Raw genomic sequence first — 23824 nt, 5'->3', positions numbered from 1 at the left:
CCTCGGATCCGTCTGATAGCGATCATTCGCCCTGGAGGCTCCATGCGCCCAATCCCCCGCCGCCGCGCGCTCGTTGCGGCCGCGCTCGCCGCTCTGACCCTCACCGGCGCGGCGGCCGTTCCCGCTTCGGCGGCGCCGGGCGGGCAGCACGCCACGGCGTACTACCTGGCGATCGGCGACTCGCTGGCGGCCGGCTACCAGTCCACGCCGACCGGCGGCCACATCGTGGGCCGCGGCTACGCCCAGGACCTGGCGCGGACGCTGGACGAGCGGGCGGCGGACGACCACCGCCCGTTCGAGTTCACCGACCTGGGCTGTCCGGGCGAGACCACCGGCACCATGGCGAACGGCGGCTGCCCGTACCCGCACTCCTTCGGCGGCTCCCAACTGGAGGCGGCGGTCGCCTACTTGAAGGCGCACTGGAAGGACGAGGTGCTGGTGACGATCGACATCGGCGCCAACGACGTGCAGCGCTGCGCGGCCGGTGGCTCGCTCGACCTGCCCTGCGCGATGAACGGCATCGAGCAGGTCCGAACCGGCCTGGACCGGATCCTCGGCGAGCTCCAGCAGGCGGCCGGCCCGCACACCCGGATCGTCGGCATGAACCTGTACGACCCGTTCCTGGCCGCCTGGATGACGGGCGACAAGGGCAAGGAGATGGCCACCGCCTCGGTGCCGCTCGCCAACGCGCTCAACTCGGTGATCGAGACGGTGGACGCGCGCCACCGCGTCCCGACCGCCGACGTGGCGGGGGCGTTCTCCACCACCTCGTTCGCGCCGCTGGTGCCGCTGGGCAACCAGCAGGTGCCGCTGAACGTGGCCCGGGTCATGCAGTGGACCAACATGGCGCGCGGCGACATCCACGCCAACGACGCGGGCTACCAGGTGATCGCGGACGCCTTCGTCGCCAAGTTGCCGAAGCAGTACATGCACTGACACGCCGCCACCCCGCCGCACCACCCGGTGTGGCGGGGTGTCGCCCTACCGGTTCTCAGTGGGCGGTGACGGCGGTGACGGCCGTGACGAACTCCGCCACGCGCTCCTGGGGCAGGTGCCGGGCGATGTCGGCTTCGCTGATCATGCCGACGAGTTTGTGGTCGGGGTGGTTGATCACCGGCAGCCGGCGCACCCGGTGGTCCTCCATCACCGACAGCACCAACTCCGCGTCCTCGTCCTCCTCGATCACCATCGGGCGACCGAGGGCGAGTTCGAGGCACTTGACGGTGCCGGGGTCGCGTCCGTCGGCGACGCACCTGAGCACGATGTCCCGGTCGGTGACGATGCCCAGCAGTTTCTGGTTCTCGTCGCAGATCGGCAGCGCGCCGACGCCGCGTTCGCGCATCATCCGGGCGGCGTCGCCGAGGGTCTGCTCACCGGTGACGCACGCCGCTCCCGGGTGCATGATCTCTTTCGCGGTGGTCATGGCCGGACCTCCCGAGCTGGTTGTGTCCACTGGCCGTCTTCCATGCTGGCCCCGCCACCGGACCGCCCGCCACCGCTGAGGCCCCGGCCGTCCGTCCGGCGGGTCACGCCGCGTGCCGCGGGGCGACGTCCAACGGGCGCTCCGGACGGCCCACTTCGGCGGCCGCCGCGACCTGCGGCAGCTCCAGCTGCTCGACGTCCGGATCCGGCTCCAGCTTCCCCTCGGCCTCGTTCTCGGCGAGTTGCGCCGCGACCTCGGTGGCCTCGACGGCCTGCGCGGTGTTGCGTTCGGTGGAGCTCTCCAGGAAGCGCAGCAGCTCCACCGGGAACGGCAGCACCAGCGTGGAGTTCTTCTCCGCGGCGACCTCCACCACGGTCTGCAGCAGCCGCAGTTGCAGCGCGGCCGGGGTCGCGGACATCACCTTCGCGGCCTCCGACAGGCGCGCGGACGCCTGGTACTCGCCGTCGGCGGTGATGATCCGGGCCCGGCGCTCCCGGTCCGCCTCGGCCTGCCGGGCCATCGAGCGCTTCATCGACTCGGGCAGGGCGACGTCCTTGATCTCCACCCGGTCGATCTGGATGCCCCAGCCCAGCGCCGGGCTGTCCAGCATCAGCTCCAGGCCCTGGTTGATCGGCTCGCGGTTGGCCAGCAGGTCGTCGAGCTCGCTCTTGCCGATGATCGACCGCAGCGAGGTCTGTGCGACCTGCGACATCGCGAAGTTGTAGTCCTGCACGTTGACGATCGCCTTCACCGGGTCGACCACCTTGAAATACACCACCGCATCCACCCGGACGGTCACGTTGTCCCGGGTGATGCCCTCCTGCGCCGGGATGGGCATGGTGATGATCTGCACGTTCACCCGGCGCAGCCGGTCCGCGATCGGCATGATCCGCACCAGCCCCGGCGCCCTGATCTCGTCCCGCACCCGCCCGAACCGGAACACCACGCCGAGCTGGTACTGCTGCACCATGCGCACACTCAACCCGGCCACCACCGCCAACAGCACCAGCACCGCAATCAACGCGTCAACCACGATCATCGCCGTCACCTCGACCCGTACGGCACGCAGACTCGTATCTCTACGCTACTCCGCCCCCGCCCCCACCGGCCGGGCCGCGCGAGACCCAACGGGAAAACGCTTTCCCGTTGACTCGCCGTCCCGCCTGTCACGGTCTGCGCGCCCCTAGGATCGGCGCCATGGAACTGCCCTCCGAACCGTCCTCCGCCCTGCCCTCCGAACTGGTCGGACGTGTCCACGGGCTGGCCGAACTGGACGAGTTGGTGGTCGGCTGCCGGGCCTGCCCGCGCCTGGTCGAGTGGCGGGAGGAGGCGGCCCGGGTGAAGCGCCGCGCGTTCCAGGACCAGGACTACTGGGCGCGGCCGATCCCGGGCTTCGGACCGACCGACGCCCGCCTGGTCCTGGTCGGCCTCGCCCCCGCCGCGCACGGCGGCAACCGAACGGGCCGGATCTTCACCGGCGACCCTTCGGGCGACCTGCTGTACGCCTCCCTGCACCGACTCGGCCTGGCCTCCCAGCCGCACTCCACCTGGCGGGACGACGGCCTCGAACTGTTCGGCGTCCGCATCACCGACCCGGTCCGCTGCGCCCCGCCCGAGAACAGGCCCACCAACACCGAACGCGACACCTGCCGCCCCTGGATCGTCCGCGAGTTCGAGTACCTCCGCCCCACCGTCCGCGCCGTGGTCGCCCTCGGCGGCTTCGCCTGGCAGGCCGTCCTCCCCGCCCTCGCCGCCGCCGGCTGGCAAGTCCCCCGCCCCCGCCCGCAGTTCACCCACGGCGCCCACGCGATCCTCCCCGCCACCGACGACGGCCCGCCCCTCCACCTCTACGGCTGCTTCCACGTCAGCCCCCGCAACACCTACACCGGCCGCCTCACCCCCACCATGGTCGACGACCTCCTCCGCACCGCCGCGACCACCGCGGGCCTGAACCCGACCGCGCCGTAGGCCCGTTGTGCGATCCGGTCAGAAGGGCGGAATCCGCTCGGGGACGAGTCCGGCCTGGCGGAGGAGTCCGTAGAGGTCGGTCTCGCCCCAGAACTCCACGATCCGCCCGTCGCGGAGCCGGTAGGACTTGACGCCCGTCATGGTGAGGTCCCGGCCGCTGCGGTCGTGGGTGTAGGTGAGTGTGAAGGCCACGGTGACGCGGTCGCCGGCCGCGAAGAGATCGTCCACCTGGACGCGGCAGTTGGACAGGCCCGGGGTCAGCACCGACCCCTCGGGGTAGTGCCGCCCCTGACCGTGCAGCCCCGCGCCGTGAACGAGCACGTCCTCGGCGACGAGCTCCTCGAACTCGGCGACCTGCCTCGTCTCGAAGACCCGGAGGTAGCGACGGACGACCTCGACGTTGCGCTTGCTGACAGCTTCGGACATGGCACCGACCGTACCCAGCAGCCGATCCGGCCCGCCAGTGCCCCCAACTCGCCGCCCTGTGCGGCCGATCCGCGCACCACCCGCCTACGTACGCGCTGGCGAAGCCGGCCGATCGCCGTACGACACGCGTCGGGCCGGGTCGCGAATACCACACTCAGCCACCGAGCTCAGCCGCCGAGCGTCTCCACCCGGGTGGTGACGGTCTGCGGGCCGGCCGCGTACGGCACCTCCAGATCGACGGTCGTGCGGTACACCTGGTGGCGGTTCACCCGCCCCAGCGCCGTCGGCTCGGAGCGCACCGCGACGATCGACAGCCTCCGCTTCACCCCGCCCGCCTGCGCGATCCGCCGCACCTGCCGCCCGTCGGCCTCGTCCGGCCCGTTCGCCTGGGCGAGCGCGGCAACGGAGGCGAGCACCAGGCCGACGCCGAGCAGCCCTGCCAGCAACCACGCGGCGTCGACTTGCTCAGGTCGGCCCGCCGCCGGTCGAGCACGGCGGCCACCAGCCAGGCCGGCGCGCACAGCACCGCGACCAGGGTGGGGCAGCACCCGCTCCGCCGTCGGCGAACCCGCGACCTTCAGCAGCGCGTCCTTCAGCTCGGCGCCGTTCGCCGGGCGGGCGTCCCGGCCCGCTGCCCGGACGGCAACAGCGCCACCGCCACCCCGTGCCCGGCCGCGAACACGCTGCCCAGCACCGCCGCCCACCCGGCCACCCAGGTCCGTCCGCGCGCCACCGCCCCTCCCCCGCCCACGCGTTGCGTGCGCTGAACCACGGCCGGACACCATGATCGAGCGACCGCGATCGCCCGCCGCATATCGCTTGATCGGTGGGAGACCGGCGCCCAGAATGCAACGGACGGATCGCCTGAGGAGGCAGAGTGCGGCTGGGTACGGTGGCGTTGACCGGCGCGGCGGGGAACATCGGAACCGTTGCGCGCAAGGCACTTCGGGACGAGGCCGAGCGGCTGATCCTGCTCGACCGGGTGCCGCTACGGCCGGAGGCCGCCAACGAGGAGGCGCGCACCGTCGATCTGCGCGACGCGGCCGCCGTGGAGGCGGCACTCGCCGGCGCCGATCAGGTGCTTCACCTGGGCGGCGTGCCGGACGAAGCGCCGCTGCCGGAACTGCTCGACGTGAACGTGCTCGGCACCCACAACGTCCTGGAGGCGGCGCGCCGTACCGGCATCGACCGGGTGGTCCTGGCCAGCAGCAACCGCGTCACCGGCTTCCACCCGGTCGGCCACCACACCGACCCGGAGGATCCCGTCCGGCCCGACGGCCTGTACGGCGTGAGCAAGGCGGCCATCGAGGCCCTTGGGCGGCTCTACGCCGACAAGTTCGGCCTGTCGGTGATCTGCCTGCGCATCGGCAGCTTCGAACCGGCCCCCACCGAGCCCCGCCACCTGGCGACCTGGCTCAGCCCCCGCGACGCGATCGGTTTTGTGCGGGCCGCGCTGACCGCCCCGCCCACCGTCCGCTTCGCCACCGCGTACGCCGTCTCCGCCAACACCCGCCGCTTCTGGCAGCTCCCCGACCCGGCGGTACTCGACTACGCCCCCGTCGACGACGCCGAACTCCACGCCCCCGCCATCCCCGGCGCCGACCACCCCGCCGACCCCACCGCTCCCCAGGCCGGCCCGTACGCCCTCCCCGAGTTCACCCTCCGCCACCTCGCGCCCTGACCGCCAAACACCCCCGTCACCGCATCCGCTTCGGCCGCCGCCCCGCCCTCCCCCACACCCCCGGCAACAACTCCCGCGCGAACACCGCCTCCCCCACCTGCCGCCCGAACAACACCCCATACCCAAAACCCCCGTCCGACAGCCCCCGCACCGCCCCACGGGCAACGATCGCGTCCTGGTGGCGGCCCAGCACGTCCTGCAGGGCCTTCATCCGGCGGGTGAAGCTGCGGGCCGGGCGGCCGGCGGTCTCGCCGGCGTAGCGGGCGCGCTTCGCGGCCTTGCGTGCGTCGTGCAGGGCGTGTTCGCGGGCCGGGCCGTCGGGGGTGTGTTCGGCGGTGGCGAGGCGTTCGGCGGTGCGGCGGTGTTCGCGGCGCAGGATGCGGGTGAGTTCCGGCCCGGCGGGCCGTGTCGCGCGGGCGTTGAGCGGGGGGTTGTCGGCGAGTGCGGTGAGGGCGTCGAGCAGTTCGCGGAAGGCTTGGCTGTCGAGTGCGGCGAGGACGGCGGCGCGGCCTTCGCGGGCCTCCCGGCTGCTCCAGGTGGTGAGTTCGGCGAGGACGCGTTCGCGGTCGCCGCCGTCGGGGAGTTCGCGGGCCTGGGCGAGGAGGCGTTCGCCGAGCACTTCGGCATCGCGGGCCCGGCCGAGGTTCCGACCGAGCTCGCGCAGTTCGCTCTCCAGGCCGGTGTGGTCGCCGGCCAGGTGGCGGCGGTGGGTGCGCAGGGCGCTGCGCAGGCGGCGGGAGGCGACGCGCATCTGGTGGACGGCGTCGGGCCGGTCGGCGCGGACGTCGGGCTCGAGGGCGACCAGTTTCGCGGTCTGCTCGCGCAGGCGCGCGGTGAGAACGTCCCCCGCGCTGCCGTCGATCCGGTGTGCCACGTTCGCCACGTCCTTCCGTGCCGCCAAGGCACGTCCTTCCGTGCCTGCCAAGGGTAGGCCGGTGGTGGCGGGTTCGCGCGGGCACCGCGCCGCGACGGTGCCGCGGGCCGGGGCGGCGGGCTCAGCGCCTCAAGGCCGTGCACCGGCCAGTGAGTCGAGGTGGCTGCGGAGAACGGCGCAGAGCTCGTCCGGGCCGACCAGGAGGGGGTGCTGGACGGCTTGGAGGGTGAGGCCGTCGAGGAGGGCGGAGAGGCGGCGGGTCTCCACGGCGAGGTCGAGGCCGGGGGCGAGGGCGCCGGTACGGCGGGTCTCGAGCAGGACGCGGTGGATGAGTTCGTCCAGGCCGGCCTGCATCGTGGCGAGGCGGCCGCGCAGTTCGGGGCGGGTGCGGGCGGCGGTGACGAACGACAGCCAGACGGCGGACTCTTCGCGGCGCACGGTGTCCAACGGGAGTGTCTCGGCGAGGAGTTGCAGTGTCAGCTCGCGCCGGTCGCCGGTCGCGGCGGGGTCGAGCAGGGCGGCCGCGCGGGTGCGGATGCGGGCTTCGATGCGACGGGCCAACTCCCCCATCGCGAAGATCATCAGCTCCGAGCTGCCGGCGAAGTAGTGCCGGACCGAGCCGATCGCGAGTCCGGCCTCGTCGGCGACGTTGCGCAGCGAGGCGTGTTCGAGGCCTTCCCGGGCGGCGACGCGCAGTACGGCATCGGCGACGGCCTGGCGGCGCTCCTCGGGGTCCACGATCTTCGGCATGTTGCCGTTATAGCACGGGCGAGCTAAATTGCGTTTTGGCACAGTCGAGCTAAAAAGATCTCGGGGGAGCGGAACGATGCACGGATGGATGAGCGCGGTCCTGATCGCGGCGGTGGTCGTCGCGGTGGTGGTCCGGCGGCTGCGCGGCGAACCGCTCAACGCGCGGGACCTGTTCGGACCGCCGGTGGTCCTCACGGCGCTCGGCGTGTGGTCGCTCTGGCAGCACCACGACCTGCGCCACGGCCTGCGCCACGGCCTTGGCGCGGTCGACTGGGCCTGGATCGCGGCGGGCCTCGTGCTCGGCCTCGCGACGGGCGCGCTGCGCGGCGCGACCGTCCGGGTCGAGGCGCGCCAGGGCGTGCTCTGGCAGCGCTGGACCGGCTGGACGTTCCTGGTCGCCGCGGGCTCGCTGGCGGTGATGGCCGGGTTCTCGTTCCTCGCCGAGCACGCCGGGCTGCCCGCCGACGCCCGCCCGACCCAACTGTCCATCGGCATCGGCTTCCTGGGCGAGGCCCTGACCGTCGGCCTGCGCGGCCTCACCTCCGGCATCCCGTTCGCACCGGAACGCCGCGGCCCGTCCGCACTGCTCGGCCTCGATCGCACCCGCCAACAGCGCCCCTGACGCCCCGTCAACCTGACGCACAACACCCCACCCCACGAACCCACGTTCGTCATGCCCCGCCACGCCCGCCGCCCGACCGGTCCGGCAGGCGACGGGCCGTCGGGCGCGGTCCGCCGCCGACCGGGGCTGCCTACCGTGGAGGGATGCCGCACTCGCCGCAGCGCTCATCGCAGCACCCGTCGCAGCCCCCGACCTACTCCGCCGCCGTCGCGCCGGGCGCCCTGCCGCTGCTCGGCCACGGCCACCGGCTGCTGCGCGGGTCGGCGGGGTACCTGTCCTCGCTGCACCAGCACGGCGACCTGGTGGCGATGCGGCTGGGGCCGACGACCGTTCAAGTCCCGTGCCACCCGGAACTGTTGAACCAGGTGCTGGCCGACCACCGGCTGTTCGACAAGGGCGGTGCGTTCTACGACCGGGCCCGCGACGTGGCGGGCAACGGCCTGGTCACCTGCCCGTACCGCGACCACCAGCACCAGCGCCGGCTGGTCCAATCCGCCTTCCGGCGCCCGCAGTTGGCCAGGTACGCACAGGTCATGCAGGCCGAGATCGAGTTCGCCACCGGCGGGTGGCAGCCGGGCAAGGTGATCGACGCCTTCCCCACCTTCCACGGGATCGCGCTGCGCACCCTGGGCCGCACGCTCTGCGCGACGGCGATCGACGCGGAGCTGGCGCGTAGCGTGGAGCGCGCGTTCGACACCGTGCTGAACGGGGTGTTCCGGCAGATGCTGCTGCCCACGCCGGTGCGCGAGCTGCCACTGCCCGGCAACCTGCGCTACCGCCGGGCGCTGACCCAACTGCACGACGCCACCCGGCAGTTGATCGCCACCTACCGCGCGCCCCTCCCCCAGCCCGACCTCACCGCGCCCGATCCCACCGGCACTGGCACCGGCACCGGCACCGGCACCGAGCCCGACCTGCTGGCCTCGCTGCTCGCCGCCCGCGGCGAGGACGGGGCGCGGCTCTCCGACGCCGAGGTGCACGACCAGGTGATCACCCTGCTCGCGGCCGGCACCGAGACCGTCGCGGCCACCCTCACGTGGGCGCTGTGGCGGCTGTCCCAGCACCCGGCGGCGGCCGAGCAGGTCCGGGCGGAGCTGGCGGAGGTGCTGCCGGACGGCCGCGCCCCGGGGTGGACGGACCTGCCGCGGCTGGGCGCCGTCGACCGGGTGGTGTCGGAGACGCTGCGCCTGCACCCGCCGGGCTGGCTGTTCACCCGGGTGACCACCGCGCCCACCGAGTTGGCGGGCCGCACGCTCCGGGCGGGGACCACGCTGGTGTTCTCCCCGGCGGCGGTGTCCCGGCACCCGGCCGCGTACCGCGCGCCGGCCCAGTTCGACCCGGACCGCTGGCGGCCCGAGCGGGTCACCCCGGCCGCCCGGCGGGCGTTCCTGCCGTTCGGGTCGGGCGCCCGCAAGTGCGTGGGCGACCTGTTCGCCCGCACCGAGTGCGTCCTCGTGCTGGCCACCCTGCTCTCCCGCCGGCGCCTCGTCCCGGAGCCGGACGCCGACCTGCGTCCCGTCCCGCTGGCCACCGTGCTGCGCCCGCGCCGCCTGCACCTGCGGGTCGCCGCGCACTGACGGCCGACGGCTTGTCAGTCACCGGTCCGCCGGATCCGGGCCGTGCCCGCCGCCAGGTCGATCCCGGTGCGCGGGGGCGCGCCGTCGTGCTCGTCGTCGCGCAGCACCAGTTCGATCCGCCGCTGCTCCAACTGCACCCGCTTGCCCGCGTACAGCAGCGCGTGCAGCTCCTCCCCCGCCTGCGCCCCGACCCCGCGACCGCTCTCCGCCGGACCGGTCCACCGCACGGCCGCGCGTCGCGTCGCCGAGGCCGCGAACCCCAGCAGCACCAGCGCCGCAGGGAACACCAGGCTGCCCATCACCGCCACCAGTGCCACCATGCCGGGCTCAACGCCCCACCGCGCCAACAAAGTTCCCACCGCACCTGCGGCGCGCGGCAGCGGGAGGGCCCGCCGCCGCGCGCCGCAAGCGGTCTCAGTGCAGCAGGTCCAGCGTGTTGTCGGCGTCGTTGACGAACCAGACGGCGTCGCAGTCGATGTCCAGGGTGAGGCCGAAGAGCGCGCCCGCGCCCGCCGGGTTGCCCTCGTTGTTGATCTGCTTCACCGCCACCTGTTCCCCGCGGGGGGTGGTCTCGACGATGTTGCCGTCCTGGCTGTTGACGGTCAGCAGGTCACCCTTGGGGGTGAGGGTCATGCCCAGCGGGCCGTTGAGGTCCCCGCCGGAGGTGATGACCCGGCCGGTGCCGGCGCTGTCGTCGCGGGTGAGCGCGCGCGGGATGGCGGTGATCCGGTTCGGCACCGTGTCGGCGACGTACAGCGTGCCGTCGCGTCCGAGGCTGACGCCGGTCGGGCCGATCACCAGCGCGGCGGGGTCGGTCCGTTGGGGGAAGCCGGAGCCGATCACGGTGGTGTCGCCGCGCTGCGGCGGCTGGTCGTCGTTCGTGGTCAGGGAGATCCGCAGCACGGTGCCCGCGTCGACCTCCGCGCCGCCCCCGGCGACGGTGCCGTTGAGCACGTTGGTGACGAACAGGTCGCTGTGCCTGCCGTGGCTGACGGCGGTCATGTCCCAGGGGCCGTTGATGCCGCCGCCGACGAACGTCTCACGGACGGTGCCGTGGCGGTCGAGCACCAGCAGGCAGCCGGCCTGCGCGGTGGCGGCCGTGCCGTCGGCGGTGGGCAGGCTGCCGACCACGACCCAGCCGCCGGGCAGCACGGTGAGCGCGGTGGTGAGGCCGACGCCGCCGGGGCAGGGGCCGGGCAGATGGGCGGGGTCGATGGTGGCGAACGTCGTCACGGCGCCGTCCGGGGCGACCTGCACCAGGGTGGTGCCGGTGCCCTGCAGGTTGGCCGCGTTGTTGAAGTTGCTGACCAGGACGCTGCCCCGGTGCAGGTCCCCGACGTTCTCCTTGATCGTGAACGTGCCGTACGGGTTCTGGTCACCGTTCCCCGGCACGGTGGACGGGCCGGGGGTGACGGTGTTCAGCCGGTCCAGGAACGGCCGCGGGCCCACCACGTGGCCGGCGGGCGCGGCGGCGGTCAGGCCGACGGTCAGCGCGGCGATCGCCAGCGCGCTCGAACATGCCCGAAGTCTCATGTACTGCCTCCTGAGGAGCGGGCCGGACCTGCGCAATCGGCGGTCCCGACCCGTGAACGTGCTCTGAACTGCCCCCCGGCAGGCCACGTTAGGCACGCCGCCCGACGCGCCGCTTGCCGGTTCCGCCAATTGACCCCGGCCGGACCCTAAGGTCGGCCGGCCAGCTCCAGGGCACGGTGGGCGAGCCACAGGTCGTGGACGGCGGTCGGTGGGCGCAGCAACGCGCAGTTGAGCAGCGTCTCGATCCGGCCGAGGCGTTTGCGGACGGCCGAGGGCGAGAGCGCCAACTCCTGGGCGGTGGGGCCGATTCGGGCGTCGTGGCGCAGCCAGCGCGCGAGGGTGTCGGCCAGCGCGGGCGGGGCGTCGGGGGCGTGCAGCGGGTGGAGCCGGCTCGAAGCCCAGTCGATCACCTGCGGCTGGGCCAGTAGTTCGTCAAGTCCGGTTCCACCGACACATATTGACTGTCCGTCAGTCCGCAGTCGCAGGGCCAGGGAGAGCGCGGCCCGGTCGGCGAGGCGGTGCGGGTCGGTGCCGAGGCGGTGGTGGAGGTGGGTGAGGCGGGCGGCCAGGGTGTTGCGGTGGATGCCGAGGCGGGCGGCGGCGTCGGTGGGGTGGTGCAGCCAGGCGGTGGCGGTGGCGAGCAGCGCGGGGCCGTCGGGGTCCTGGGGGCGGGCGGGCCGGTGGGTGTGCAGGGGGGCGAGGGTGGCGGCGGCCCAGGCGGCGCCGGCGGGGCCGAGCGCGGGTGCGAGGTCGCCGAGTTGGGCGTGGGCGGCGCGGCGTTCGGGGTGCCGGCGGGCGGCGGTGAGGGCCCGGAGAGCCTGGTGGTGGGCGAGGGCGGTGTCGCGCAGCGGGACGGCGTCGCTGATGCCGACGTGGCAGGTGTCGGCGACGGCGGGGTGGTGCAGCCAGGCGGCGAGCGGGCGGGTGCTGGTGGCGGGTTCGAGGACGAGGGTGCGGCGGGCTCCGCCGGGTTCGCGGCCGACCCAGGCGGCGGTGGTGGCGGCCCAGTCGGCGGCGTCCCGGCGGGCGGCGGCGGGTCCTTCGACGGCGTACATCCGTACGGTGTCGGGCAGTGCGCTGCGCAGGGTTCGGGCGAGTCGGCGGGCAACGGCGATCTGGCCGGCCATCAACAGCTGGAGGACGGCTTCGCGGGTGCCGGTGTCGGCGAGTTGCGCCCGGTGGGCCTGTTGGCGGCCGCGTTCGGCGTCCCAGGTGAGGCTGAGGACGGTGGCGGCGTCGGCGAGCAGGACGGGCAGGTCGGGCGGGGCGGGGCGGGGTGCGACAGCGGCAAGGACGGGCAGTCGGGTGCCGGGGCGGCCGGGCAGGGTGACGACCAGGCAGGTCAGGGCGGCCTGTCCGACGGCGGCGGAGCCGGTGCCGCGGGTGACGGCTTCGCGGACGGCGCTGCGGGCCAGGGCGCGTTCGGCGGCGTTGACGGGTGCGGGTGGCGGGCAGGCGTCGGTACCGGAGGGGTGCAGCAGCAGGACGCCGGCCCGGGTGCGGGCGGCGAGCAGGCGCAGGACGGCGGGGGTTCCGCCGCGGCGTCCGGCGGCCTGGAGGTCGAGGACGTCGTCGGCCCGGCGCAGGCGCTGGACGGTCCGACCCCCCGGCGGGGGCGTCTCGCGCATGTCGCTTCCCCCGAGTGACATCCGAAGTCGATTCGTCCCCAGGCTATCCGCGCCACGAGCGGAAGATCAACGCGCTCGGTGTGCGGTTCGACACCGTCCGGCGGGGCTCACCGGGCACGGTCGCACCCGGCCGGCCGGGGCGTCGCCCTAGGTTTGCGGGGCACCGCACCAGCAGCACCGATCTGGAGGATCCATGACCCGCAGGACCGGCCTCGGCCGTCTGCTCACCACCGCCGGCGCCGTCACCGCGCTGACCGTGACGCTCTCGCTGACCTCGGCGGGCTCCGCGTCGGCGGCCAGCGACTTCCAGGGGAACCTGAGGAGCAACGCCACCAACAAGTGCCTGGCGCTGGACGGCGGCGGCGACGGCAACGGCCTCCCGGCGTTCCAGTGGGACTGCAACGGCAACAACGACCAGCTGTGGACGTTCGAGAACACGGGCGGCGGCGCCTACGAGATCGTGAACCGCTGGGGCCTGTGCCTGGAGGCGCCGGGCTGGACCACCCAGCCGGGTGCCCAGCTCGGCCAGTGGGAGTGCCACGGCGGGGCGAACCAGACCTTCTACATCGACAACTACATGATCGACAGCTCGAACATGCGCTTCAAGAACAAGAACTCGGGCCTGTGCGTCAGCGTGCAGGGCGGCAGCTCCGCGCTCCGCACTCCGATCATCCAGTGGTACTGCAACGACGCGGCCGACCAGCGCTGGCACGTCTGACGGCAACGGCGGTGAGCAGGCCGAGGGCGGCGGTGAAGATCCACGGCTGGTCCAGCGGCGAGAGGCTGTAGGCGACCAGCACGACGACCGGCGGCAGCGCGCGGTGCGCGGCCGGGTGGACCAGCAGCGGGCCGATGAGCAGGGCGGCACCGGCCAGGCCCGTCCACCAGCCGTGCACCGCGGCCTCGAAGACCGCGAAGGCGGCCGAGAACAGCGCCAGGACCGCCCACCCCAGCCGACTCGCCGGGCCGGGCCCGTCCGGCCGTCGATCCGTCAACTTCCCCATGGAGAGCGCCCCTTCTGCCGTCACGCCACCAAAAGCTAAGGCTAATAGCGTTAGCCGTCAACCCGCCGGACCCTTGGCGCGAATATTCGTTGTACACCGTAGAAGGATTCCTCTACGGTGTACAACACATGCCCGGCCATCACCGGGCGCCTTCGTCCGCGTCCGTTCCGGGGGAGCCCTCTTGTCACCAACGTCCGTCCCGGCCACCGCCCCGCACCCGCGCCGCTGGGTGATCCTGGCGGTGGTGTGTCTCGCCACCCTGGTGGTCCTGCTCGACAACACCGTGCTGAACGTCGCGATCCCGTCGCTGACCGAGGAGTTGGGCGCGGGCACGGCCGACATCCAGTGGATGATCAACGCCTATTCGCTGGTGCAGTCCGGCCTGCTGCTGACGGCCGGCAGCCTCGCCGACCGGTACGGCCGCAAGCGCGCCCTGCTGGCCGGGCTGGCACTGTTCGGCATCGGCTCCGCCACCGCCGCCTTCGCCCAGTCCACCGGCCAACTGATCGCCGCCCGGGCCGGCATGGGCATCGGCGGCGCCCTGCTGATGACCACGACGCTCGCCGTGGTGATGCAGGTCTTCCAGGGCGACGAGGTGCCCAAGGCGATCGGCATCTGGGGCGCCGTCAGCTCGCTCGGCTTCGCGGGCGGCCCGCTGCTCGGCGGCGTGCTGCTGGCGCACTTCTGGTGGGGCTCGATCTTCCTGATCAACCTTCCGGTGGCGCTGATCGGCCTGTTCGCGGTGGCCCGCCTGCTGCCGGAGAGCCGCGACCCGGCCGGCCGCCGGCCCGACATCCCGGGCGCGGTGCTGTCCACCGTCGGCATGGTCGGCGTGGTGTTCGCGATCATCTCCGGCCCGCTGCACGGCTGGGGCTCGGGCCGGGTGCTGCTGTCCGCGGCGATCGGCGCGGCCGCCCTGTCCGCCTTCGTGGCCTGGGAGTTGCGCACCCCGACGCCGATGCTCGACATGTCATTCTTCCGCAACCGCCGCTTCAACGGCGCGGCCGCGGGCGGCGTCCTGGTCGCCTTCGGCATGGCGGGCTCGCTGTTCCTGCTCACCCAGTACCTGCAACTGGTGCTCGGCTACCGCCCGTTGGAGGCCGGCCTGCGGATGACCCCGCTGGCGCTGGCGATCGTGGTGCTCAACCTGACGGGCGTCGGCGCCCGGCTGCTGCCGAAGCTCGGCTTCCCGGGGGCGGTCGCGCTCGGCATGGCGCTGCTGTCCGGCGGCCTCGCGGTGATCGCCCTGACGGGCTCGGCGCACGGGTACACCGGCCTGCTCGCGGGCCTGCTGCTGATGGGCGCCGGCATCGCGGTGGCCCAGCCGGCGATGGCCACGGCCCTGATGGGCGCGATCCCGCCGGAGCGGGCGGGAGCGGGCGCGGGCGTGCAGGGCACGGCCACCGAGTTCGGCGGCGGCCTCGGCGTGGCCGTCCTCGGCGCGGTGCTCGGCTCGCGCTTCGCGGCGGGCCTGCCCGCCCAGGTGCCCGACTCGGCCGCGAAGTCACTGCCGGACGCGCTGGCCGCCGCACCCGACGACAGCCTCCGCGAGGTGGTGCGGACGGCGTTCTCCGACGGACTGACCTCCAGCCAGCTGATCGGCGCGGCCGCGATCCTGCTCGGCGGCCTGGTCTCGGCGGCCCTGCTGCGGGGCACCGAGCAGCCGACCGCTCCCGCTGCCGCACCGGAGCCCTCACCTGCGGCTTAGCAGCACCGAGCACCCCGGGCCCGCGCACCGCGCGCGGGCCCGAACGCGTACGGTGGGGGCCGTCGAAGCCCGTCCCACCGAAGGCGAAGGAGCAGCGTGGCCGTCAAGCGCGCCTCACAGGTCAAGAAGAGCGTCTGGCTCACCCCGCAGCCCGCCCGGGGCCGCCGGGGCACCCGTGCGGCGGGAACCGCCGCGGGCGGGGCGGGCGGGCTGGACCGCGAGGTGGTCGTGGCGGCGGCGGTACGGCTGCTGGACGAGCAGGGCGAGGCGAAGTTCTCGATGCGCGCGCTGGCGGCCCGCCTCGACGTCACGCCGATGTCGCTGTACTGGTACGTCTCCGACAAGGACGACCTGCTGGAGCTGGCGTTGGACGTGGTGGCGGGCGAGATGGAGCGCCCTCGGCCCAGCGACGGGCTGAGCTGGCAGGACGGCATGCGGGCGCTGGCGGTCACCTGGCGGGCGGCGATGCTGGCGCACCCGTGGGCGGTCCGGCTCTACAACGACTATCTGAACATCGGCCCGAACTCGATCCAGTTCTCCGCCTGCGCCCTGGAGGTGGCGCGCAGTTCGCCGCTGCCGGAGGACGACGCGATGGCGGCCCTGTCGGCGATCTTCCAGTACGCCTACGGCTTCACCGCCAACGAGGTCAACTGGGACGAGAAGGCGACCGCGGCCGGCACCACCGAGGAGGGGCTGATCGCGGAGATCACCGAGGCGGTGATGCAGATTCCGGAGATCGCCGAGTCCGGCGTGCTGACGGACCGGCCCGTGGACTCCGAACAGCTGCTGCGCGAACAGCACTTCCACCGCGCCCTGGACTGGATGCTGGCCGGCATGGCGGCCGGGCTCGCGAACCCCGCTACGTGAACTCCTGCTGACAGCGCTCCAACCAGTCCAGCTCGGCCTTCAGTTGCAGCACCGCGCCCTCGATCAGCAGCCGGGACATGCCGAGTTCGCGGGACCGGTCGGCACTGGCGTCCAGTCCGCGCAGGGTGGCCAGGCAGTGCGAGCGCTGAAGGTCGATCAGGGTGCGGCGGTCGGCGAGCCGGGTCTTCGGGGCCAGCACGAGTTTCAGGAAGAACTCCTCGCGGACCTTGGCGCCCTCGGACGGCCGGGCGAACCAGTCGGCGAGCTCGCGCCGCCCCGGGTCGGTCAGCGCGAAGACCCGCTTGGCGGGGCGGCCGTCCTGGGCGACGTCCTGTCCCTCGATCAGGCCGGACTTCTCCAGCCGGCCCAGGGTGATGTACACCTGCCCGTCGTTGGTGCGCGGCCAGGCCGGGCCGAAGGTGTTCTCCAGGGCCCGGCGGAGCTGGTAGCCGTGCGCGGGGCCCATGGCGAGCAGTGCGAGCAGGGGTAGCCGCACGCGGGTGCCTCCTTGAACTTCAGGGGGTGCGCCGGGCGGTTGGACCGTGTTCGGCCGCGCGCCGGGCGGCGCTCCTGGGCGTGCCCTACCCCCGAGCGCGCCCGGTTATTCGTCCGGAACCCGATCCGAAACGGCCCAAGTGGTGGCACCCTGTGGCGCAGAAGGTGACAGACGTCCCCCCAGTCTCCTGGACACACTCTTTGGCGTATACCTAACATGCAGGTATCCCCGAGGAACTGACGGCCTGTCAGCCGGTTCCCACGCCTGCCAGCGCGACCTCCCTCGCGCGCTCCCGTGAAGGTGACGCATGATCACGCCCGTCGTCCCCGGCGATCCGCCGCGCCCCGCCCAGCTCCCCGGCCAGTCCGCCGAAGCCCCCGCGGAACGCCGACTCCCGGCCGAACAGACGGCCCCGGGCGCGCCCGACGAGCTCTGGTGGCGGTCCGCGGTGATCTACCAGGTGTACGTCCGCAGCTTCCAGGACTCCAACGGCGACGGCATCGGCGACCTGCCGGGCGTGCGGGCCCAACTGCCCTACCTGAAGCGCCTGGGCGTGGACGGCGTCTGGCTGAACCCGTTCTACCCGTCACCGCAGCACGACCACGGCTACGACGTCGCCGACTACAAGGGCGTCGACCCGATGTTCGGCACCCTGGAGGACTTCGACCTGCTGGTCGAGGACTGCCGCAAGCTCGGCCTGCGCCTAGTCCTCGACACCGTGCCCAACCACTGCTCCACCGAACACCCGTGGTTCCAGGACGCGTTGCTCGCCGCCCCCGACAGCCCCGAGCGGGCCCGCTTCCACTTCGCGGACGGCCGCGGCACGGACGGCGAACTGCCGCCCAACAACTGGCGGGCCATGTTCGGCGGCCCCGCGTGGAGCCGGATCACCGAACCGGACGGCACCGCCGGCCAGTGGTACCTGCACATGTTCACCCCCGAACAGCCGGACCTGAACTGGCGCAACCCCGAGGTGCCGGCCGAGTTCGAGAAGGTCCTGCGCTTCTGGCTGGACCGCGGCGTGGACGGCTTCCGCATCGACGTCGCCGCCGGCCTCTTCAAGCACCCCGAACTCCCCGACTCCCCCGACCCGGAGGCCGACGAGCGCACCCGCGACTCCGTCAACCCGCTGGCCTGGAACCAGCCCGAGGTGCACGACATCTGGCGTGCCTGGCGGGCGATCTGCGAGGAGTACACCGCGCTCGACGGACGGCAGCGGCTGCTGGTCGGCGAGGCCTCCGTGCCGACCCCCGCCGAACAGGCCATGTACGTCCGGGCGGACGAGCTCCACCAGGCGTTCTTCTTCCACCTGCTGCACGCGCCGTGGGACAGCGAGCACTTCCACCAGGTGATCGACGCCGCGGTGCGCGACATCACCGCCACCGGATCCACCGTCACCTGGGTGCTCAACAACCACGACCAGGTCCGCACCACCACCCGCTTCGGCAGCCCCGAACGGGCGCGCGCCGCCGCCCTGTTGATGCTGGCACTGCCCGGCGCGGCCTACCTGTACCAGGGCGAGGAACTCGGCCTGCCCGAGGTCGACGACCTGCCGGACGATGTGATCACCGACCCGATCTTCCACCGCACCGGCAGCCGCAAGGGCATCCGCGACGGCTGCCGCGTCCCGCTCCCCTGGGCCGGCACCGAGGCCCCGTTCGGCTTCAGCCCCGACGGCTCCGCCCCCACCTGGCTGCCGCAGCCCCCGTCCTTCGCCGCCCACACCGCCGAGCGCGCCCTCACCGACCACACCTCCCCCTACCACCTCTACCGCGAGGCCCTCCACCTGCGCCGTCTGCTCCCGCAACTCGGCGAAGGCACCCTCCGCTGGCTGGAGACCCCGCCCAACGTCCTCGCCTTCACCCGCGGCGACGGCATCCTGGTCGCCACCAACTTCGGCACCACCCCCGCCCCCGCCCCCGTCACCGGCACCCCCCTCCTCTCCTCCGCCCCCTGCCCTCCGGGCATCCTCCCCCCGGCCACCACCGCCTGGTGGCTCCAGCCCCGCATGTGACGGGCCCCGCCAGGTACCCTGCCCCGAACACGACGAAGGGGGCAGGGACTTGGCGGGTCACAGCATCGGCGGGGAACTGATCGGCGACGAGCACGACGACTCCTGGGGACACGTCCAGGAGTTCGCCGGCCTGTTCGCGGGGTACGACTACTCAACCCCGGAGGAGGACCAGTACCTCTGGGACGTGCAGTTGCTGGGCTGCACACCCGCGGGTTCGCTGCTCGCCGCCCTCGACCGCATCGGCACCCGCAGGGCCGCGCTCGAAGGCTGGGCCGACCTGTATCTGCACGACGCGAAGGACCGCCGCATGGGCCGGCTGTCGGTCTACGGGGTCACCGTGCTGGCCGCGCAGCCGTCCGAGCGCGGCGCGGGGCTGTGGGACATCACCGTCGAACTGTGCGGAGACAGTCTCTCCCCGGCCTGCGAACTACCCTGGCGCCTGCGCCACTCGGGAACCCTCGACCGCCCCGGCCTCTGGCACGGCCTGGACCGGGCGGGCCGGATGGCCTGGGCGGGGGCCGCGCTGTTCTCCCACCGCCCGCCCGCACCCGAGAAGCAGTGGCCGCCGCACGGCCATTACCGGCTCGACGGGCGGCACATCGTGGACGAGTACGCCTTCTACTGCGCACTGGGCGAGGCCGTGAACGGCCCCGGCGGCTACTTCGGCTGGAACCTCGACGCCCTGAACGACTGCCTCTGCCTGCCCAGTTGGGGCGGCGCGGCCTCCGTCACGCTGGAGTGGGAGCACTCCGGCCCGAGCCGGGCGGCGCTCGACGCGGAGCTGCTGGACCCGGCCGAGCCCGAACGCGGGTCGGTTCTCCGGGCCATCGACGAGATCCTCGCGGACCGGAACGTGCGCGTCCTGCTGCGCTGAGACCGCGCACCGAGCCACCACCCTTTGGGTCCGGCTCTTGAAGCCCTCCGATCGCCCGAATTCACCCGATCAGGTGTTCACATGCTGGACACGCTGTCGATGAATACAGGTCAGCACTGTGACAATGGTGTGGACCATAGGTCCCACCCCGTCGCGCGGCGCGTGTCAGGCATGCCGGCGGCGATCCTCAACGGCGAGGAGGACCAAGGGCGGCCCCCTCGCGGGGCGCCCTCGTGCACCATCCGATCCACGGAAGGTTGTGCCTTGATGCCGGCCACCCCCAGCTCTGCCGCGTCCACCGACGCCGGCGCCCGCCTGATCGAGCCGCTGTACCAGGAAGTCCTGCGGCGGAACCAGGGCGAGAACGAGTTCCACCAGGCGGTCCGTGAGGTCCTCGAAACGCTCGGCCCGGTCCTGCTGCAGCGCCCCGAACTCGTCGACGCGCGGATCATCGAGCGGGTCTGCGAGCCCGAGCGGCAGCTGATCTTCCGCGTGCCGTGGTCCGACGACAAGGGCGGTATCCACGTCAACCGGGGCTTCCGGGTGGAGTTCTCCAGCGCACTTGGCCCGTACAAGGGCGGACTGCGCTTCCACCCGTCCGTCAACCTCGGAATCGTCAAGTTCCTCGGTTTCGAGCAGATCTTCAAGAACGCCCTGACCGGCATGCCGATCGGCGGCGGCAAGGGCGGCTCCGACTTCGACCCCAAGGGCCGTTCGGACGCCGAGATCATGCGGTTCTGCCAGTCGTTCATGACCGAACTCCACCGCCACCTGGGCGAGTACACCGACGTCCCGGCCGGTGACATCGGCGTCGGCGGCCGCGAGATCGGCTACCTGTTCGGCCAGTACAAGCGCATCACCAACCGCTACGAGTCGGGCGTCCTGACCGGGAAGGGCCTGGGCTGGGGCGGCGCGCAGGCGCGCACCGAGGCCACCGGCTACGGCTGCGTGATGTTCACCGAGGAGATGCTGCGGGTCCGCGGCGAGAGCCTGGCCGGGCAGCGCGTGGTGGTCTCCGGCTCCGGCAACGTGGCGATCTACGCGATCGAGAAGGCCCAGCAGCTGGGCGCGACCGTGCTGACCTGCTCCGACTCGACCGGCTACGTGGTCGACGAGAAGGGCATCGACCTGGCGCTGCTCAAGGAGGTCAAGGAGACCCGTCGCGGCCGGGTCTCCGACTACGCCGAGGCGCGCGGCGAGCACGTCAAGTACGTGCCGGGCACCGGCGTCTGGAACGTCCCCTGCGACGTGGCGCTGCCCTGCGCCACCCAGAACGAGCTGCACGAGGCGGACGCGCTCGCGCTGGTCCGCGGCGGCGTGAAGGCCGTCGCCGAGGGCGCCAACATGCCGACCACCCCGGAGGCGGTGCGGGTGTTCCAGGAGGCGGGCGTGGCGTTCGCGCCCGGCAAGGCCGCCAACGCGGGCGGTGTCGCCACCTCCGCGCTGGAGATGCAGCAGAACGCCTCCCGCGACTCGTGGACCTTCGAGCACACCGAGCACCGGCTCGGCGAGATCATGAAGCACATCCACGACTCCTGCTTCACCACGGCGGAGAAGTACGGCAGCCCGGGCAACTACGTGGTCGGCGCGAACATCGCCGGCTTCGAGCTGGTCGCAGACGCGATGCTCGCCCAGGGCCTGATCTGACGCCCTGCCACCGAGGAGGCCCGGACCGCGGCGGCAGTCCGGGCCTTCCTCATCCGCGCAGCAGCGTGCGCAGCGCCCGTCGGAACACCACCCGGCCGCACCACGCCGTCGGCCGGTCGAACAGGCCGGGCAGCACCCCGATCCGCAGCTCCTCCCGCCACCGGACGGCGCTGCCGCCCCGGTACGGCCGCACCTCGATCTCGGCCCACCCCGTCACCACCGGCCCACGCTTGACCAGTCGGCACCGCCCGACCCCGAAACTCCCCTGCGGCGGCTCCCACCGCTCGACGTCCATCACGTCCGCGAACCCGAACCGCCCGATCCCGGTGCGCCCCACCACCGTCCGGCCGTCACCGGTGACCACGGTGAACGGCACCGCCTCCCCGTGCCGGGGCCAGTCGGTGACGCGCCGCCAGGTCTCCTCGGGCGACAACGCCACTGCTTCCACGATGCGGAACTCGGTCATTCGGTGATCCTATCCGCGACCCGCTCGCGGGAGTAACTTGTGCGCCCCACGGCCTCGTACGACAAGGAACAGGTGAGGGCCCGTCATGGCCACCAAGAAGCACCACAAGAAGCGCGACCGGACGAAGCACGGGCTCACCCCGAAACGCCGCGACCTGTCGCCGGCCCCCAAGCGGACGCCGCCGCCTGCGTGGCTGCTGCAACTGATCGGGGCGGTGATCGGACCCCTGTTTCTGTTCGGCGGCGCGCTGCAGACGCTGGCCCTCGCCGACGTGCACAGCAGGCCGGAGCTGCGGATGACTGTCGGAGCGTGCGAGACCCACCACCGGAGCAAGGACTCCGTCACCAGCTGCTACGGCACCGGCGACCCTGGCGCACCCGTCACCGGCGCAGGCTTGCTGTTGCGCCAAGCGCCGGAGGAGTACCCGGCCGGCACCGTGGTGAAGGTCCGCTGCGCCCAGGACGGCCTCTGTGACGTCATCACCGCGGGCAGGCTCTTCATCACGCTCCTCACCACCGTCGCCGGACTCCTGATCACGGGCGCCACCCTGGTCGCCCTCACCCTCCGCGCCGTCAACCGGTTCGCCCCGCACCGCTCCGAACTCCTGCGCACCCGCCGAGTCCGCCGCGGCCTCGCCCGGACAGGCATCGGCACCGTCCTGCTCGCCGTCACCGGATCCCTGTTGTTCATATTTCTCTGACAACCACACCACAACGGTGCTGCGGCGCGAGTAACTTGTGGGCCGCACGGTCACGTGCACCAGGGGGGCTGGGGAGACCGTCATGTCAAGACGCAGACAGGAAGCGCACGCCTACCGGGCTGCCGCGCGGGGCGAGCAGGAGAAGAAGCGGCCGCGGATGTGGAACGGCTCGGACCGGTTCGATCCCGCCAGACCGGGCCTCGGCATCGCGATCAGGCGGTCCGGGCCCGTTCTGTGCAGTGGCGCTTCACGCGGCCTTGACCAGGTTCTCCGGGGTGTGCCGGGCGGTTGCCACCGTCGTACTGGTGGTCTCCGGCCCGTCGTGGCGCGGCCACAGGACGAGGGCGCCGGTGGCTCCCGCCGCGGCGAGGCCCGCCAGAACGGTCCAGGTCACCGGGTAGCCGGCGGTCGTGCCGAGCCAGCCCGCGATCGGGTAGGTGATCAGCCAGGCCAGGTGCGAGAGCGAGAACTGGGCGGCGAACACCTCGGGGATCGCGCCGCGTCCGACGGAGGCGCGCAGGACCTTGCCGGTCGGGGTGATGATCAGCGCCATGCCGATCCCGGTCGCGATCCAGATGGCGGCCGTACCGGCCCAGGTGGCGAGCCCGGCCGCGATGACGGTCGCCGCGGCGGCGATCGCGGCCACCAGGACGGCGGCGCCGGCCATCATCACGGTGCGGGCGGCGATCCGGTCGAGGACCCGGGGCAGCGCGAGCGCGGCCAGCAGCGTTCCGGTGCCGGAGGCGGCGAGCATCCAGGCGACCTCCGACTGCGAGCCGCCGAGCTCGTCACGCACGTAGTTGACGGTGTTCACCACGACGATCGAACCGGCGGCGGCGACCGTCAGGTTCAGCGCCATGATGCCGCGCAGCCGCGGTGTGGTGAGGAAGGTCCTGATCCCTGCCGCCGCCTTGTCCCAGGCCTTGCTGTGGGCGCTCGGGCGGGCGTTCGGGATGCGGGTCGACAGAACGAGGAGCGCGGAGAGCAGGAACCCGACGGAGGTGCCGAGGAACAGCCGGTCGAAACTCAGGAACGTCAGGGCCAGGCCGGCCAGCACGGGACTGAGCAGGCTCTCCATGGTGGAGGCCACCTGGGAGGCGGACAGCGCACGGGTGTAGGCGGCGTCGTCGGTGACGATGTCGGGGATGACGGCCTGGAACGTCGGCGTGAACGCCGCGGAACCGGCCTGGAGCAGCCCGATCAGGACGTAGACGTGCCAGATCTCGCTGACGAACGGCAGCAGCAGGACGACCGAGCCGCGGATCACGTCGAGCGCGACGAGCACGGCTCGTCTGGGGAGCCGGTCGATGTACGCGGCGGCCGGCGGCGCGATGACCACGTACATCACCATCTTGATGGTCAGTGCGGTGCCCAGCACCGTGCCGGCGCGGGGACCGGCGAGGTCGTAGGCGAGGAGGCCGAGGGCCACGGTGGTCAGTCCGGTGCCGAAGAGGGCGATGACCTGGGCGGCGAAGAGGTGGCGGTAGTCACGGATCGCGAACAGTCGCATGACGGGTTCCTTCCGGGTCCATCCGGCCGGGCACGGCCCCCGGGGTGGCGGCCGTG

26 protein-coding genes are annotated in these 23824 nt (G+C 73.0%); 12 read left to right on the top strand and 14 right to left on the bottom strand.

The genetic code is table 11. The features are described 5' to 3' along the window. The first annotated feature begins 42 nt into the window (after positions 1 to 42). Positions 43 to 936: an SGNH/GDSL hydrolase family protein gene (locus ACIHEI_RS17485; RefSeq protein ID WP_396607232.1), complete on the top strand. Its 894-nt coding sequence runs from the start codon at positions 43 to 45 to the stop codon at positions 934 to 936. Between the two features lie 55 nt (positions 937 to 991). On the opposite strand, the gene ACIHEI_RS17480 is transcribed toward ACIHEI_RS17485, so the two are convergent. Both ACIHEI_RS17480 and ACIHEI_RS17475 read right to left on the bottom strand, forming a co-directional pair. Then, positions 992 to 1423, bottom strand: coding sequence for a CBS domain-containing protein (locus ACIHEI_RS17480; RefSeq protein WP_396607231.1), 432 nt, complete (start codon positions 1421 to 1423; stop codon positions 992 to 994). Between the two features lie 103 nt (positions 1424 to 1526). Next, complete coding sequence (locus ACIHEI_RS17475) at positions 1527 to 2462, bottom strand: slipin family protein (protein WP_396607230.1); 936 nt, start codon at positions 2460 to 2462, stop codon at positions 1527 to 1529. Positions 2463 to 2620: 158 nt separating this feature from the next. On the opposite strand from ACIHEI_RS17475, the gene ACIHEI_RS17470 reads away from it, so the two are divergent. Further along, positions 2621 to 3391, top strand: a complete 771-nt coding sequence (locus ACIHEI_RS17470; protein ID WP_392946142.1) for a uracil-DNA glycosylase — start codon at positions 2621 to 2623, stop codon at positions 3389 to 3391. An 18-nt stretch (positions 3392 to 3409) separates the two neighbouring features. Here the strand turns inward: ACIHEI_RS17470 and ACIHEI_RS17465 are convergent, their stop codons facing one another. The 3 genes from ACIHEI_RS17465 to ACIHEI_RS17455 all read right to left on the bottom strand — a co-directional run bounded on the left by ACIHEI_RS17465 (position 3410) and on the right by ACIHEI_RS17455 (position 4550). Continuing rightward, entirely contained in the window at positions 3410 to 3817 is a 408-nt protein-coding gene (locus ACIHEI_RS17465; RefSeq protein ID WP_396607229.1) for an ester cyclase, read from the bottom strand. A 167-nt stretch (positions 3818 to 3984) separates the two neighbouring features. Then, positions 3985 to 4263 carry a hypothetical protein gene (locus tag ACIHEI_RS17460; protein WP_396607228.1) on the bottom strand — a complete coding sequence of 93 codons (279 nt, stop codon included), beginning with the start codon at positions 4261 to 4263 and terminating at the stop codon, positions 3985 to 3987. A gap of 146 nt (positions 4264 to 4409) precedes the next feature. Then, a complete protein-coding gene (locus ACIHEI_RS17455) occupies positions 4410 to 4550 on the bottom strand; it encodes a hypothetical protein (RefSeq protein ID WP_396607227.1) in 141 nt (46 codons plus the stop codon). A gap of 144 nt (positions 4551 to 4694) precedes the next feature. Here ACIHEI_RS17455 and ACIHEI_RS17450 point away from each other — a divergent pair, with 144 nt between their 5' ends. Continuing rightward, entirely contained in the window at positions 4695 to 5498 is an 804-nt protein-coding gene (locus tag ACIHEI_RS17450; RefSeq protein WP_396607226.1) for an NAD-dependent epimerase/dehydratase family protein, read from the top strand. 16 nt (positions 5499 to 5514) lie between these two features. Here the strand turns inward: ACIHEI_RS17450 and ACIHEI_RS17445 are convergent, their stop codons facing one another. After that, positions 5515 to 6399, bottom strand: a complete 885-nt coding sequence (locus ACIHEI_RS17445) for a CHAD domain-containing protein (protein ID WP_396607225.1) — start codon at positions 6397 to 6399, stop codon at positions 5515 to 5517. A 102-nt stretch (positions 6400 to 6501) separates the two neighbouring features. After that, positions 6502 to 7122 (bottom strand): TetR/AcrR family transcriptional regulator, encoded by a 621-nt coding sequence (locus ACIHEI_RS17440; protein WP_396607224.1) that lies wholly within the window; start codon positions 7120 to 7122, stop codon positions 6502 to 6504. Positions 7123 to 7198: 76 nt separating this feature from the next. Between ACIHEI_RS17440 and ACIHEI_RS17435 the strand changes: the two genes are divergently transcribed. Together ACIHEI_RS17435 and ACIHEI_RS17430 are read left to right on the top strand one after the other, a co-directional pair. Continuing rightward, positions 7199 to 7744 (top strand): DUF1453 domain-containing protein, encoded by a 546-nt coding sequence (locus ACIHEI_RS17435; protein WP_396607223.1) that lies wholly within the window; start codon positions 7199 to 7201, stop codon positions 7742 to 7744. A gap of 143 nt (positions 7745 to 7887) precedes the next feature. After that, entirely contained in the window at positions 7888 to 9321 is a 1434-nt protein-coding gene (locus ACIHEI_RS17430; protein ID WP_396607222.1) for a cytochrome P450, read from the top strand. A gap of 14 nt (positions 9322 to 9335) precedes the next feature. On the opposite strand, the gene ACIHEI_RS17425 is transcribed toward ACIHEI_RS17430, so the two are convergent. The 3 genes from ACIHEI_RS17425 to ACIHEI_RS17415 all read right to left on the bottom strand — a co-directional run bounded on the left by ACIHEI_RS17425 (position 9336) and on the right by ACIHEI_RS17415 (position 12482). Then, positions 9336 to 9641 (bottom strand): DUF6191 domain-containing protein, encoded by a 306-nt coding sequence (locus ACIHEI_RS17425; protein WP_396607221.1) that lies wholly within the window; start codon positions 9639 to 9641, stop codon positions 9336 to 9338. A gap of 94 nt (positions 9642 to 9735) precedes the next feature. Next, complete coding sequence (locus ACIHEI_RS17420; RefSeq protein WP_396607220.1) at positions 9736 to 10854, bottom strand: hypothetical protein; 1119 nt, start codon at positions 10852 to 10854, stop codon at positions 9736 to 9738. Between the two features lie 146 nt (positions 10855 to 11000). Further along, positions 11001 to 12482, bottom strand: a complete 1482-nt coding sequence (locus ACIHEI_RS17415; RefSeq protein ID WP_396607219.1) for a helix-turn-helix domain-containing protein — start codon at positions 12480 to 12482, stop codon at positions 11001 to 11003. 193 nt (positions 12483 to 12675) lie between these two features. Between ACIHEI_RS17415 and ACIHEI_RS17410 the strand changes: the two genes are divergently transcribed. Next, positions 12676 to 13200: an RICIN domain-containing protein gene (locus ACIHEI_RS17410; RefSeq protein WP_396607218.1), complete on the top strand. Its 525-nt coding sequence runs from the start codon at positions 12676 to 12678 to the stop codon at positions 13198 to 13200. On the opposite strand, the gene ACIHEI_RS17405 is transcribed toward ACIHEI_RS17410, so the two are convergent. Continuing rightward, positions 13151 to 13486, bottom strand: a complete 336-nt coding sequence (locus tag ACIHEI_RS17405; RefSeq protein ID WP_396607217.1) for a hypothetical protein — start codon at positions 13484 to 13486, stop codon at positions 13151 to 13153. The two genes, ACIHEI_RS17410 and ACIHEI_RS17405, sit on opposite strands and share 50 nt — an antisense overlap. A 181-nt stretch (positions 13487 to 13667) precedes the next feature. On the opposite strand from ACIHEI_RS17405, the gene ACIHEI_RS17400 reads away from it, so the two are divergent. Both ACIHEI_RS17400 and ACIHEI_RS17395 read left to right on the top strand, forming a co-directional pair. Continuing rightward, positions 13668 to 15194 carry an MFS transporter gene (locus tag ACIHEI_RS17400; RefSeq protein ID WP_396607216.1) on the top strand — a complete coding sequence of 509 codons (1527 nt, stop codon included), beginning with the start codon at positions 13668 to 13670 and terminating at the stop codon, positions 15192 to 15194. Between the two features lie 96 nt (positions 15195 to 15290). Then, entirely contained in the window at positions 15291 to 16061 is a 771-nt protein-coding gene (locus tag ACIHEI_RS17395) for a TetR/AcrR family transcriptional regulator (protein ID WP_396607215.1), read from the top strand. Here ACIHEI_RS17395 and ACIHEI_RS17390 read toward each other — a convergent pair. Further along, positions 16054 to 16557: a helix-turn-helix transcriptional regulator gene (locus tag ACIHEI_RS17390; protein ID WP_396607214.1), complete on the bottom strand. Its 504-nt coding sequence runs from the start codon at positions 16555 to 16557 to the stop codon at positions 16054 to 16056. The two genes, ACIHEI_RS17395 and ACIHEI_RS17390, sit on opposite strands and share 8 nt — an antisense overlap. Before the next feature lie 307 nt (positions 16558 to 16864). On the opposite strand from ACIHEI_RS17390, the gene ACIHEI_RS17385 reads away from it, so the two are divergent. From ACIHEI_RS17385 to gdhA, 3 genes are all read left to right on the top strand, one after another. Continuing rightward, the gene (locus ACIHEI_RS17385) at positions 16865 to 18571 is read left to right on the top strand and encodes a glycoside hydrolase family 13 protein (protein WP_387647951.1); all 1707 of its coding nucleotides are present in this window, start codon (positions 16865 to 16867) and stop codon (positions 18569 to 18571) included. Between the two features lie 49 nt (positions 18572 to 18620). Continuing rightward, the gene (locus tag ACIHEI_RS17380; RefSeq protein WP_396607213.1) at positions 18621 to 19445 is read left to right on the top strand and encodes a barstar family protein; all 825 of its coding nucleotides are present in this window, start codon (positions 18621 to 18623) and stop codon (positions 19443 to 19445) included. Positions 19446 to 19712: 267 nt separating this feature from the next. Continuing rightward, positions 19713 to 21092: an NADP-specific glutamate dehydrogenase gene (gdhA, locus tag ACIHEI_RS17375; RefSeq protein WP_396607212.1), complete on the top strand. Its 1380-nt coding sequence runs from the start codon at positions 19713 to 19715 to the stop codon at positions 21090 to 21092. Positions 21093 to 21141: 49 nt separating this feature from the next. On the opposite strand, the gene ACIHEI_RS17370 is transcribed toward gdhA, so the two are convergent. Further along, a complete protein-coding gene (locus ACIHEI_RS17370) occupies positions 21142 to 21558 on the bottom strand; it encodes an SRPBCC family protein (protein WP_392946107.1) in 417 nt (138 codons plus the stop codon). A gap of 85 nt (positions 21559 to 21643) precedes the next feature. Between ACIHEI_RS17370 and ACIHEI_RS17365 the strand changes: the two genes are divergently transcribed. After that, the gene (locus ACIHEI_RS17365) at positions 21644 to 22258 is read left to right on the top strand and encodes a hypothetical protein (RefSeq protein ID WP_396607211.1); all 615 of its coding nucleotides are present in this window, start codon (positions 21644 to 21646) and stop codon (positions 22256 to 22258) included. Between the two features lie 247 nt (positions 22259 to 22505). Here ACIHEI_RS17365 and ACIHEI_RS17360 read toward each other — a convergent pair whose 3' ends face one another. Further along, the gene (locus ACIHEI_RS17360; protein WP_396607210.1) at positions 22506 to 23768 is read right to left on the bottom strand and encodes an MFS transporter; all 1263 of its coding nucleotides are present in this window, start codon (positions 23766 to 23768) and stop codon (positions 22506 to 22508) included. Between the last annotated feature and the right edge of the window lie 56 nt (positions 23769 to 23824).

It is taken from the genome of Kitasatospora sp. NPDC051984 (genome assembly GCF_044593455.1).
GTDB lineage: Bacteria > Actinomycetota > Actinomycetes > Streptomycetales > Streptomycetaceae > Kitasatospora.
This window is presented reverse-complemented; position numbering and strand designations above follow the sequence as displayed.